At 39.2% G+C, this 12710-nt stretch carries 15 protein-coding genes, 1 tRNA gene and 2 pseudogenes; 4 read left to right on the top strand and 14 right to left on the bottom strand.

Features of this window, described 5'->3' with window-relative positions:
• Window positions 1–67: 67 nt before the first annotated feature.
• Window positions 68–124 (top strand): annotated as a pseudogene (locus tag DW915_RS16475) (hypothetical protein); the annotation flags it as partial.
• 73 nt (window positions 125–197) lie between these two features.
• Here the strand turns inward: DW915_RS16475 and DW915_RS12100 are convergent.
• The 14 genes and pseudogenes from DW915_RS12100 to DW915_RS12025 form a co-directional block, all read right to left on the bottom strand.
• Window positions 198–1073, bottom strand: coding sequence for an ABC transporter ATP-binding protein (locus DW915_RS12100; protein ID WP_015521697.1), 876 nt, complete (start codon window positions 1071–1073; stop codon window positions 198–200).
• Between the two features lie 4 nt (window positions 1074–1077).
• The gene (locus DW915_RS12095; RefSeq protein ID WP_015521696.1) at window positions 1078–1737 is read right to left on the bottom strand and encodes a hypothetical protein; all 660 of its coding nucleotides are present in this window, start codon (window positions 1735–1737) and stop codon (window positions 1078–1080) included.
• A complete protein-coding gene (locus tag DW915_RS12090; RefSeq protein WP_022037030.1) occupies window positions 1738–2802 on the bottom strand; it encodes an ABC transporter permease in 1065 nt (354 codons plus the stop codon).
• A gap of 83 nt (window positions 2803–2885) precedes the next feature.
• Window positions 2886–4067, bottom strand: a complete 1182-nt coding sequence (locus tag DW915_RS12085) for a HAMP domain-containing sensor histidine kinase (RefSeq protein WP_077325132.1) — start codon at window positions 4065–4067, stop codon at window positions 2886–2888.
• Complete coding sequence (locus tag DW915_RS12080; protein WP_118742202.1) at window positions 4055–4729, bottom strand: response regulator transcription factor; 675 nt, start codon at window positions 4727–4729, stop codon at window positions 4055–4057. The genes DW915_RS12085 and DW915_RS12080 overlap by 13 nt, the downstream gene beginning before the upstream one ends.
• 176 nt (window positions 4730–4905) lie before the next feature.
• Window positions 4906–5013 (bottom strand): annotated as a pseudogene (locus DW915_RS12075) (TnpV protein); the annotation flags it as partial.
• 150 nt (window positions 5014–5163) lie between these two features.
• On the bottom strand, window positions 5164–5499 hold the full coding sequence (locus DW915_RS12065; protein ID WP_021982867.1) for a DUF3784 domain-containing protein: 336 nt from the start codon (window positions 5497–5499) through the stop codon (window positions 5164–5166).
• A gap of 69 nt (window positions 5500–5568) precedes the next feature.
• Window positions 5569–5973, bottom strand: coding sequence for a hypothetical protein (locus DW915_RS12060; protein WP_118742201.1), 405 nt, complete (start codon window positions 5971–5973; stop codon window positions 5569–5571).
• Window positions 5974–5980: 7 nt separating this feature from the next.
• Window positions 5981–6277, bottom strand: coding sequence for a hypothetical protein (locus tag DW915_RS12055; protein WP_008708038.1), 297 nt, complete (start codon window positions 6275–6277; stop codon window positions 5981–5983).
• 9 nt (window positions 6278–6286) lie between these two features.
• Window positions 6287–7285, bottom strand: a complete 999-nt coding sequence (locus DW915_RS12050) for a DUF6017 domain-containing protein (protein WP_118742200.1) — start codon at window positions 7283–7285, stop codon at window positions 6287–6289.
• Between the two features lie 78 nt (window positions 7286–7363).
• Window positions 7364–8275: a ParB/RepB/Spo0J family partition protein gene (locus tag DW915_RS12045; RefSeq protein ID WP_118742199.1), complete on the bottom strand. Its 912-nt coding sequence runs from the start codon at window positions 8273–8275 to the stop codon at window positions 7364–7366.
• Window positions 8265–9050, bottom strand: a complete 786-nt coding sequence (locus tag DW915_RS12040) for a ParA family protein (RefSeq protein WP_055160152.1) — start codon at window positions 9048–9050, stop codon at window positions 8265–8267. The genes DW915_RS12045 and DW915_RS12040 overlap by 11 nt, the downstream gene beginning before the upstream one ends.
• Window positions 9051–9064: 14 nt before the next feature.
• Window positions 9065–10030 (bottom strand): ParB/RepB/Spo0J family partition protein, encoded by a 966-nt coding sequence (locus tag DW915_RS12035; RefSeq protein ID WP_055194962.1) that lies wholly within the window; start codon window positions 10028–10030, stop codon window positions 9065–9067.
• Window positions 10031–10356: 326 nt separating this feature from the next.
• Window positions 10357–10430 (bottom strand) — tRNA-Arg (locus DW915_RS12025).
• 718 nt (window positions 10431–11148) lie between these two features.
• Here DW915_RS12025 and DW915_RS12020 point away from each other — a divergent pair.
• From DW915_RS12020 to DW915_RS12010, 3 genes are read left to right on the top strand one after another with little or no spacing between them, the layout of a single operon-like run.
• Window positions 11149–11868, top strand: a complete 720-nt coding sequence (locus DW915_RS12020) for a transporter substrate-binding domain-containing protein (protein WP_117761377.1) — start codon at window positions 11149–11151, stop codon at window positions 11866–11868.
• Window positions 11840–12262, top strand: a complete 423-nt coding sequence (locus DW915_RS12015; RefSeq protein ID WP_117761376.1) for a hypothetical protein — start codon at window positions 11840–11842, stop codon at window positions 12260–12262. Before DW915_RS12020 ends, DW915_RS12015 begins: the two co-directional genes overlap by 29 nt.
• Window positions 12238–12546: a response regulator gene (locus DW915_RS12010; protein WP_082424717.1), complete on the top strand. Its 309-nt coding sequence runs from the start codon at window positions 12238–12240 to the stop codon at window positions 12544–12546. Before DW915_RS12015 ends, DW915_RS12010 begins: the two co-directional genes overlap by 25 nt.
• Window positions 12547–12710 lie beyond the last annotated feature (164 nt).

Here is a 12710-nt window from a genome sequence, read left to right as displayed (position 1 = left end):
TCAAAAATTCCATCCATCTTACCGCCTCTGAAAATGGAGAATTTATGGAAAAACCGGAACCGGACGAGTGAACGGGCAGGATATAAATGGCTGGTTTATAGGTTTTATAGAAAGCCAAAATAATACATACTTTTTCTCCACAAATATTCAAAGCGAACAACGTGCAACTGGTAGTAAAGCATCAGATGGTGCTTTATCTACTCGTATTGATTCGTCACATAAATATAAGCATCTTCCAACGTTGCAGGAATTGACATACACTCCAATTCTGGCTGTATTTCAGAAATCACTCTTAACTGCAATCCCCCCTCAACATACTGTTTAGATGTAATACGATACTTCTGTTCCACTTCTCTTGCTTTTCTCTCATCAGGTACTTTGCAAATCCAGATTTTCCCCTGTGCTTCTTCTGTCAAATTCTTCATAGAACCCGCATACAGAAATCGACCTTTATGCATAATTGCAAGCTGATTGCAGGTGGCAGCTAAGTCTTCTACCACATGAGTTGAAAACAAAACCGTTCTGTTTTCAGAAAAATCTACTAACAAATTGCGGATGCGAATACGTTCCTCCGGATCTAAACCGGTAGTTGGCTCATCCACAATTAAAAATTCCGGTTCATTTAAAAGCGCCTGCACCAATCCTACCCGTCGCTTCATACCGCCTGATAACTGCTTCATTTTCTTCTTACGATGTTCTATAAGACTGGTCTTTTTCAAATAATAATCTATCCGCTTTCTACATTCTGCTTTCGGAACACCTGCCAGATCTCCCATATACTCCAAACACTCCTGAACCGTCAAATTAGGATACAGTTCAATTTCCTGTGGTAAATACCCTATCTTTCTTTGGATTTTTTCATAGTTTCCTTCGCTATACAAAATTCCGTCTAATGTAACCATTCCGTTTGTAGGTTTAAGCACAGTGGTCAAAACTCTCATCAAAGTTGTCTTTCCCGCTCCATTTTCTCCCAATAGTCCAAATATCCCATTTGGTATATCTAAATCTGCATGGTCGATTGCTGTGACACTATTCTTAAATCTTACCGTTAAATCCTCAATATGAATACTCATAAATTTACCCTCTCTTTCTTACGATCTTCGGCAATGCCAGTAACAAAATCAGTCCGATACAAATACACAAGCCTTTCCCATACAGCCATGTAATATCGGCAGTATTTTCTATATCTCTAAAAGAATAAGAAAACAGATTCCATGCTCCAAAAAGTTTATCTCCACCTGTGGAATTTGTTGCTACCCATATCAAAAGACTGCTTCCAATTCCCATCCACATATTGCGAAAAAGCATAGACAATGTATTAGCCAATATTCCCCAAAAGAAAATAGTTACTACAATCGCCCCAAAACAGGTAATAAACTGAAGTATTTCACTTTCTGTTACTGGATGTGTAATTGGTTTCTGAAACGCAAAAAACAATCCATATCCAAGAACAGCGAGCAGCAGCAAAAAAGTTCCCTGTATCATCAGTCTCTGTATAATAGAATAGATTCTCTTTTTTATCTGATACAGTCTCTGAACTTCGGAACGGTTGCTTGTAATTTCCTGCACATAAGTATCTGCACAAAAAACAGCAGTCAATATCGCAAAAGGCGGCTCTATGGATAGTCCTATTTCATACGTGAAAACAACTGCACGAATCACACTTAAAATTACAACAAAGGATACTGCATAAGCAATTTTATAAAATGGCAGAACAATCTTCATTTCCTTCTTCATTTATATTCGCCTCCGCTTCCAAATCTGTATCGAAATCAGTATAATTACTACCGATACAATAATAAGAAAACTTTGATTTAAGAGCGCCATCGGGGGCGGTGTCGTATCAAAAAGCTGCCCCGGAAATCGTACCATGATTGCCAAAGGTTTGCCCCAATATCCGTAAACTCCCTCTGCATTAGTTCCGCCCAAATTGGAATACACCATATAAAGAATCAAAAGTGGTACACCCGGAAGTGGATTTTTAAATATGAGTGAAATCAATGTATATATACTCACAATCATCAGCATATTAGGCAATATATAAAGTACCGTAGAAGCCACAAAATCCCATAGTCGCACTTCAAATCCACTATCCTTTGTATAGATGCGGCACAATACCCAAAACAGTATATTCAAAATAGTTAGCACAAGCAAACAAATTGTAAATCCTGCACTCACTTTTCCCATTACATACTTCCCGGCAGTCACAGGCTTTGTATGCAACAATTCATAAGTATGCTTTTTTGTATCTTGTAAAAATAAAACCGCCAACATAATAATTGCAAAAAACACCATATACAGACCCGCAAAATCAGCAAATTTTCTTGCGTAATAAAAAGAAAATGTCTTATCTTCCAATTTTTTATCTAGATATGCGTTGATTTCTTCTGCCGTTCCCTTATAATACGTACTGTCCTCGTATAAATACCTTGCCCCGTACCAGTCATATTCCTGCTCCAAATACGCATAGGCCTCTTTTAAATTCATGCTTTCCAGCTTTTCAATGACATTCTGTGCTTCTGAATCCGTCAATCCAAACACATCCGTTAATTTTATTTTTACCTTTTCATGCCATACCTCTCTGTGCTTTTCAGGCGTGGCTGGAATATAGCCCTCATACACTTCTCCTTCAACCGAAGTGTTGGACTGATCATTGATGATTTCCTCCCCCGTTGTAAGATAATGTGTGGTTAAATATGGACTTGTCGCATTAAACACACCATAAATCACAAGCAGAACACCTACCCAAAATAACGGTCGCTTTAGATAATTCCTAATCTCTCTTTTAAAAATAGCAATCATACGTATTCCTCCTTTCCTTCGTTATAGACATCATAAAATATAAATCACAACAAAAAGACAACAGCATAAAAAAATCGGACCGCTCATGCAATCCGATGAAATACTGCTGTTATTACAGCTCCACTCTGTTTTTCATTTTCTATCAATAACTGACCACCATGCTTTTCACAATACAATCTGCTGATATACATGCCCATTCCTGAATGTTTCAAACTGTCTTTCACATTTTGCTGATAAAAAAGCTCTGTTGCCTTTTGCTTGTCTACTGTAAAACCCACTCCATCATCCTTTACTCTGATTTGTAATTCAGAACAAGTAAGGAGAACTTCCATTTCCACTTTTGTTTTAGCATAACGAAAGGCATTTGACAAAAGGTTTTCTATAACCTCTAAAATCACTTCCTTATCTCCCGAAAATTTTTCTGCTGTTTCCACACATTCTAATTCGCATCTTTTTCCAAATTTTTTCTCAAACACATTCAACTCTGCCTGTATATCTATTTCTAACTGCATACTTGTAATTTCTTCTACCACTAACTCCCTTGTATCTAAACTGCTCATCTTCCTCATTGTTTCTACAAATGTATCCATGCGTTCAATCTGTTTTTTACTCTCATTTACCATACCTAAGGCTCGATCCATATCTATCTCTTCTTCAGGAAGATATTCTGAAAGCATTTCCTGATACCCCGCCAATACAGATAGCGGTGAACGGATATCATGTGCAATCGCTGCTCGCAAAGCCTTTTCTTCCTCAATTATTTTCCATAATTGATGGTTATTTTCTGCAAGCTGCTCCTTCATCCGTTCAAATTCCTCGCACAATCTTCCCATTTCATCCTTATTTTCATAGGTAATATGAAAATCCAAATTATTTCGACCAACCTGTTGTGATGCCAGTTCTAATTCTTCAATGGGATTTTTTAATTTATGCTTATAAAAAAGAAACACTGCTATGATATTGCCTACCACAGACACAATAAGTACTGTAAACGTCTGAAGGAAGTCACATATCTCTGATACATGATAATCAAATTTTTTCATTTCATAAGAATTCGGTCTCGGAACATCTGTCAAATACTTTCTACCGTCACCTTCAGCCATTTCAAAATACTTTTCTTGATCTACGTATTTCCACCAAATGTCATCTTGTATAGTTGCTGCCATTCGCATAATCAATGCCGAAAGATAAAAACTAACTATCAAACTGACTATCATATATAAGACAATGGTTTTTCTTAACGAAAGATTTTTTATTTTTTCCATTTATATCCCATCCCCCATACTGTTTCAATATATTCATGTTTTGTATATCGTTTTATTTTATTACGAATTCTACGGATTAGTTCAGTCACTACTCGACTATCTCCTTCTGTGTCATATCCACTAATCTTTTCATAAATACGTTCTTTATCAAAAATCATTTCAGGATTCATGGATAAAAATTCTATAATCTCATATTCTAATTTAGTAAGCTCTAAAGCATTCCCTTTAATATGTGCACATTTACTGGCATAGTCAATTACTAATTCTCCATAAAACCCTTGTTCTTTTTTCCTATGTAAACGTTCTTCACGTTTCAAATGAGCAATAATTCTGGCATCTAATTCTTTCAAACTGAATGGTTTTAAAACATAATCATCGCCACCAGACAACAATCCCATTACTCGATCCTGTTCTTCTACTTTTGCGGTCAAAAAAATAATCGGACAGGAAACCATATCTCTGATTCTTCTGCACACTTCAATTCCGTCCATTCCCGGCATATTTACATCCAATAAAATAATATCGGGATTTACACTTATCTTTTCCATTGCTTCTATGCCATTTTCTGCAATAATCACTGTATAATTCTTCAATGTAAAGTATTGATTCAACATTTTTAGCAATTCTCTATCATCATCAACCATTAAAATTTTATAGTTCATAAATTCCACCTCTGGCTATAATGCTATCTTTTCTTTATAGTATATCTTATAAAAAACAACAAATAAACAACAATTCCTAAAAGGCAACAGCCTTTCTAAACTGCCGCCTTTTCTCCTTCATTTTATTTCCATTATTGATAAACCATCTCTGTATCCACAATCTCCCTTGCACACGATTACATATTGTTCATTCTCGCTACCCATTCCATCTGATTTTCTGCCTTTAACTGTTCTGTGATCCCCTGTGCCTGTTTCATCTGCTCTACAATTCTTTCAAACCTTAAATACTTATAGTCGTCTGTATCCAAACAAACAAGCCGAAGTCGCACAACAACTTGAAAATCTTATCAACGGAACAACAGTCCCAGATACTATTATAAAAAAGGAAAAAGAGCTCCTTCGAGCTCTTTTGATTCAGTTCTGTAAACTTGAATTTACTTTAATAAATATTTTTCAAACGCTTTATGATTATCAAAGTGGACTTCTCTAAAAAACAGAACTAACCAAATAATATAGGTTGGTATAGCTATATATGGGGTTAAAAAGCAGGATAATAATGCTCCTGCCAACATTATAATAGCCCACATAAAGCACTGATTTCTTATATCACGAGAGATATGAGCTTTATCATACAATGCCTGTTCTTCTTTAGAAAATGAATTAAATCCTGAAACAAATTTTGCTGCTTTTTCCTTAAAAATCGCAAATAACACACCTATAATCAGAAATGGTATTACCAAAATTATACACGACCAAAATCCTATATTCATAATACATACCTCCGCTTCAAACTCCGATTTGCACTTCAAATCGTTTTCTTTATTCTATCATAGCATCCATTATTCCGCCATCAGTCTTTCGAACCAGGTATCCATGACAATGATAAACTGGCCTGCTCCTGGCAATTCTTGCAGCATTTCGTCAAGAGTTTTCTGTTTCACATATTTCTGCACATACACCCAACAGGCAATGCCACTGGCTTCTGATACAATGTCAGCTATGGTTTTGCGCATAAGCTCTTCAAATTCAGTAATTTCTTCTTTTGGGACAACATCATACAGTGTTGGTGCCTGATGACTTAATTTTACGCCATTTTCATTTGCATCTTTAAGCAGATTCTTAACTTTTTCTCTTGAATCCTCCGGTACTTTCATGTACTCCCACATAAATGCTACCACATCGGACGGTGTGTCTTTTTTAAGTGGTGGTAACTGAATATAATCATTGTTTTCGCTCATTTTCATATCCTCCTCACGATATAATAAAATCAATAATACGTTCTCTTGTCATGTCCAGTACAGTATCTACGAACACTCCTGCAAACAGGATCAGATACAGAATTACACTCAGCGAAAACAGAAATGCAACCTGTACCCAGTCATGGTAACAGTATGCAGTTGCTATAATCAACAAAGTGAATATAAACCCAAGGATCCCTCTGACAACCGCATAAGTCTGTACTGTCATCTTTACTGCCAGGCCGATCACAAAAAGGATCAGCCATACTGGCAGTAATAATATCTTCCCAGCAAATTTTAAAATAAACATGTGCACCTCCTATCTTACCAGTCCTGGCATATCATGGTTCACCTCTGCCTGATAATACCCGTTCATCGTTGACGGTGCATTAAACAGGGCTGCTAACAAATATTTCTTGATATTCTTCACCTTTGTGGTGTTACCACTCATACAGTGTAAGACATACTCGATATGTGAATAGGTCAACATCAGAAATTTTTTCTTCACCAGTGATGCCGGATACCAGTTGCTGGCAATCAATATCTTGTCGTTTTTACACATCACAGTCTCTACGATCAGGTTCACGATTTCATCTACCTGTCGCATATCGTCATGATGGGTTACTTCCAGTGATTCATAATCAATGGTCTCTTTGACAAGGTTTTCATAAGCCTGATAATCCTCAGAGTGATTATCGCTATCAAATCTTTTCTCATCCACAGATATGATATGATTAGATTTATTATTATTCATTTCAGTATCACTAAGATTAGTATTATTAGGGTTTGAAATGTAAACTTCTTGAAGTTTGTTTTCGGGACTTCTAGAAGTTTGATTTTGGGACTTCATGAAGTTTGAATTGTAAACTTCTGTAGATTCCTCATTTTCCACAGAAGTTTGTTTTTTAAACTTCTTTAATTCCTCTCCAAATTTTTTCTCATCTGTTTTCTCAGGCATAAAGGTTTTCACGTAGATAACGTTCACCTTTCCAAATCCCTGTCTGCGTTTCTCAATCAGACCAATTCCTGTTTCGTCATCCAGTTCTCTCATGGATTTAATGGCTTTATTTCTGCCACAGTTCAGTAATTCCATGATATCTTCGATGGAAAAGTAGATATATGCTCTGTTTTTGTCGTCAAACCACTGATTCTTGATGGAAAGAGACATTCGATCCAACATCAGTCCATATAAAATTTTAGCATCGCTCGATAAATCTTTAAAATAACTGTCTGTAAATAATGCTTTTGGTATGCGGTAGAAGCTGAACTGATCAGCTTCGGTACCGTAAAAATAATTAAATGTCATTTTTTTCTCCATAGTTTCCTCCTTTCATTTTCTGCTAAGAAGTCCTCTTTTTAAACTTCTTTGACTTTGTTTTCTTAGCTTTTTCTATCCTTAACAGGACTGTTCCTGCATCCATTTTTCTAATAATGATTCAATCACCTGCTCCATATCTTTGGCTGTATAATCATCCGGAAAGTACTTTGTCAGTTTCTTTTCTGAGAAAGTAAGAGACCGGGATACTTTCTTTGCCATCACACAGTTATTGAAAATTGATAACATCTGGATCTGATTGATTGGTCCATCATTCAGCTGAATTCTGAGTGCTGCAATCTGTTTTGGTTTGATAAATCCTGTGTCGCAGATATATTCGTAAATCCATCCCTGTACTTCCTTATCGATGTAAGAGATATCTACAGCAACCGTGAATTGAAGCTTTTTGTTATCTACCAGATCAAGAAGTTCAGGAATCAATTCTGTCAGGCGAATGTAACGCTGAATCTGTTTAGAACTTTCTCCAACTTGCTCTGCTAATACATCCCTAGATACAGTTCCTATTAAATTCTGGTCATTTTGGCCAGAATTACTTTTTGGTCTTCCTGCTTGTCTTTTCATAGCTGCTAATTTCATCTTATAAGCAAAAGCTTTCTCACTCGGCAACAGTTCCTCTCGCTGAATGTTAGCGTCCACCATCGCCACAATGGCATCATCATCCGATAATTCTCTTACGATTGCCGGAATAGTCGTAAGTCCTGCAAGCTGTGCTGCATGCATTCTTCTGTGACCGGATACCATTTCATATTCTTCATTTTCATCCATGCGAAGCAGTACCGGAGTCAGTACTCCATTGATTTTTACACTTTCAACCAGATCCTGCATCTTTTCATCATCCAGCACCTTGAACGGATGATTCTTAAACGGATGGATCTTACTAATTTCTATCTCCATTGCTGACTCTTCATTTACCACACCAAGCAGTTCATCAATACTTGCCAGTTTAATCTTTTCGCCACTTCTATTTTTCATTACTCAAAACCTCCTGTGTCAATTTCATATATGCCTCGGCAACTTTTCCTTTCGGACAGTGCATGTAAATACTTTTTCCCTCTGCACTGGTCTCAGCTGCTTTTACAGACATCGGGATCACATTTTCAAATACTTCAATCTGGCTTCCGTAGGTTGTATGTACTCTCGATGCAATGTCTCTTGCGTAATTGGTTCTGAAATCTACCATAGTCAAGAGAATGCCCTCAATCGCCAGTTTCCGGTTCAGTCTTTTCTTTACTGTAAGAATGGTCTTGATCAGCTGCTGAAGTCCTTTAACAGGCAGATATGCGGCCTGTACAGGTATCAGCACAGAATCAGAGGAGACCAGTGCATTGATTGTCATCATACCAAGGCTTGGCATACAGTCGATCAGGATATAATCGTATCGGCATCTTATCGCATCGATATATTCCTTCATGATCATTTCTCTGCTCATAACATTTCCCATCGTTACTTCCAGGGCAGAAAGCTCAATATTTGCCGGAAGTAGATCTACATTTTCCTGGTGATGTAAGATACCATCTTCCAGAGAGATTTCTTCTTCGTTGATGACATCCATCATGATCGTTGCCAGTGTGATGCGAAGATCATCCGGTTCCTCATATCCAAGACTTGCTGTTAAACTTCCCTGTGGATCCGCGTCAATCAGCAACACTTTCTTACCTTCTCTTGCCAGTCCAATGCCTACATTTACGGTTGTGGTGGTCTTTCCAACGCCGCCTTTCTGGTTTACTACGGATATAACTTTACACATGATTTCTTCCTCCTTTAACTTTCCCATGATTCTTTTTTCCATAATTTCAACAGTGCCAGTATTTCCCGCTTCATCATTGCCGGTGTATAGGAATTCGGAAAATACTTATGTAGCTGTTCGTTTGTGAAAGCCACTCTTGTGATTTCACCCTTTTTAACCTCACACATGATTTCTTCCATCTTTTCCAGTGACAACTGCTTTTCTTTACTCATTTGCCGGATCCTCTGGGCCTGTGAGAGTGATGGGATTGCCTGTGCATACTCCATTGCTACAAGCAGTTCCTTTTGCTCTTTTTCACTTAATGCAGCTATCTCTACAGCCGGACAAAAAGAAATGATCTCATCATCCAGTTTCTGCAGCATTTCCGGTATCAGTTTTGTCAGTGAGATATAACGCTGCACTTGTTTTGGGCTATCACCACAATCTTCACTGATGATTTCTATCGCCCGCTTTCTTGGTGTTTTGTGGTCAACTTGGCTCTTTTTTCGACCACTTTTTCTTTTTAATACGTCATTCTTCAGTTTGTAAGCAAAAGCTTTTTCACTGTAGCTGATCCGTTCTCTGTGAAGATTAGAATCTACCATGCTTAAAATGGAATCATCTTCACTTAATACTCGGATGATTACTGGTACTTTACGGTATCCCAGTTTCTCCGCAGCATGTTTTCTTCTGTGACCGGATATGATCTCATAGTATCCATCCGGTACTGGTCTGACGATTAGCGGATTTAAAATTCCATACTTCTCAATGCTTTCCTGCAAAAGAAACATTTCCTTATCATCTTTTACCTGAAACGGGTGCTCTTTGAACGGACGAAGACGCTCAATCTCAATTTCTATGATTCTTTCTTCGTTTTCTCCTGATTGTCTGTTTGGCTCAGTCATCTTGACTCCTTTCCTCCAGGATTCAGGAAATAAAAAATGCCTGCCTGGAACTTTTATAGATAGTAAAGTTCCAAACAGACATTGCTGTTTGACCATTAGCTGTAGCTAATAGAATTAAATACTGTTTCAGCTAATTCATGTTTGCAGGTTTGGGAGAGATTGTTTCTTTTCCCGCCTTTTCTCTGATTTACATCCCCGAATAAGGGGTGACAACGGAGCGGAACCCAAATGTTAGCTGGACTTCTTAAAACCCATGTTTGCAAACCGGTAATTTTGATTAGCTGTCAGCTAACAAAAATCGGATTGCGTTAGCTGGAAATTGATCATTTTAAATGGAATTTTGTGTCACGAACGTGATTTGAAAATAACAAAAGCGTTCGTTGTCAGCTAATCCAGCTAACATTTTCGAACGCTTTGAAGCCCGTCGCCAAGAGGATTTGAACCTCCGACCCCTCGCTTAGGAGGCGAGTGCTCTATCCAGCTGAGCTATGACGACACATGCCGCAAACCCTTGATTTTACTGGGTTTCTGGGATTTTCCCTTCGGCCATATATAAGATTATCAACTCTTTTTTGAGTTGTCAATCTACAGATTTTTTCGATTTGGTAACATTAGAACGTTCCCCAATTTGGGGAATGCTTTGTTGTCACCATTAGCATTTTTCAGAATAGATTCGAACTGAAAGTTGTTTTTCATTTTTCCCTTTGGGGAATGCCTCGGCTTTCTCTTAGGAGGCGAGTGCTCTATCCAGCTGAGCTATGACGACACATGCCGCAAACCCTTGATTTTACTGGGTTTCTGGGATTTTTCCCTTCGGCCATATATAAGATTATCAACTCTTTTTCGAGTTGTCAATCTACAGATTTTTTCGATTTGGTAACATTAGAACGTTCCCCAAATTGGAGAATGCTTTGTTGTCACCTTTGGCATTTTTCAGAATAGATTTGAACTGAAAGTTGTTTTTCATTTTTTCCCTTTGGGGAATGCCTCGGCTTTCTCTTAGGAGGCGAGTGCTCTATCCAGCTGAGCTATGACGACACATGCCGCAAACCCTTGATTTTACTGGGTTTCTGGGATTTTTCCCTTCGGCCATATATAAGATTATCAACTCTTTTTCGAGTTGTCAATCTACAGATTTTTTTTTGATTTGGTAACATTAGAACGTTCCCCAATTTGGGGAATGCCTCGGCTTTCTCTTAGGAGGCGGACGCTATATCCTACTGAGCTACAGAAACAAGAATTATAAATGTTTCAGCCGGGTCAGCAACAAAAATATTATACTATATTTTTGCTGCTTTTTCAAGACGAAACACATACTTGCGATTCCGCAGTTTACTTCAGGAATTTTCCATTGTGAGTACCTGATAAATTCTCTTATAGGCTTTTTCATAGGTCCAGCAGCAGCCTTCGACAGCTATCACATGCAGGACGAAAACGGACTGTGGAGCGGATATGGATATGAGATGATGCAGGGCATTGCCAAATATATGCAGTGTACGTTTTCCTACGTCGGATACGATAAGACGGCGAAGGAATGTGAGGAGATGCTGCAAAATGGAGAAGCAGACATTTATACGGCTGCCAAAAAGATACCGGAGCGCGAGGAGGAGTTTGCATTTTCCCGCCATCCGGCGATCACCGCATTTACGAGCATGAACGTGGAGACACCGAACTGGCGGTCTGATCTGTACAATAAATATTACGGTTCCGTGGAAGTGAATACCGATTACACGGCAGAGGAAAAAGCGCTTCTTTCCCAGCTGAAAGAGAGCGGCGCCGTGATCCGCGGCGTGATGAATCCGGACGGAAATCAATACTCGTGGTATGAAAACGGGGAGGCAAAAGGAATTGCGGCGGCGCGGTGCGTCGGGAAAACTGCAGAGAATAGCGGTAATCGACGATGGTGTGACGGTCAAAGAAATCCTGAACAATGAATGGCCGAATGCAGAAATTGTGTCGGTGAAAGATACGGACGAATGTGTGCAGAGACTGGTCAATGAGAATGTGGACGGTGCACTGCTGATGACCTACACAGCGCAGAAGCTGGCAAGAGATGATACGCAGAACCGCCTCCGCGTGGAAGTTGTGCCAGGTGCATCGATGTCCCTGCGGATGGGCGTACTCTCAGAGGTTGACCGGAGTTTCTACGGTCTGTGGGAAAAAACGCTTTACAACGTATCACGAAAGAGCAGAGCGGAAATTGTGCAGAGCTATGTGGAAGATGTGGGGACACCGACCATCATGGCGTATCTGTTTGACCACCCGCTGTATCTGGTGGCACTGATTGCAGGTGTGCTGCTGTTCTGCTTGCGGAGGATAATGCACTGAATGCAGAGGTTGCGACGGAGCTGCTCGGAAGCCTCGGCCTTGTCGTGGACTGGGCGGAGAATGGTTCCGAGGCCGTGGATCAGTTTGAAGCGTCGGATCCGGGAAGCTATTTTGCGATCTTCATGGATATGCAGATGCCGGTGATGGAGGGCATCGAGGCGACGAAAAAAATTCGAAACAGTGTGCGTGAGGACAATGATGTTCCGATTTTTGCGATGACAGCAAATACCTTTGCAACGGACCGCAAGCGGTGCGCGGACGCGGGCATATTCCGAAACCGGTGAACTTAAAAGAGATTCAGACGACGCTGGACGAGAAAGTGCGGACGGCATGCGCCGGATAACGGGACGGATTAATAACAGAAAAATTTGGAGAAGGGGCTCTACTGCTTTGGATTGCAGTGGAGCCTTTTTATAGTGTATCATAGGAAGTAAAAGAAAACAGGGGA

The sequence above is a fragment of the Blautia sp. AM42-2 genome (genome assembly GCF_003480245.1).
GTDB classification, from domain to species: domain Bacteria; phylum Bacillota; class Clostridia; order Lachnospirales; family Lachnospiraceae; genus Fusicatenibacter; species Fusicatenibacter saccharivorans.
This window is presented reverse-complemented; position numbering and strand designations above follow the sequence as displayed.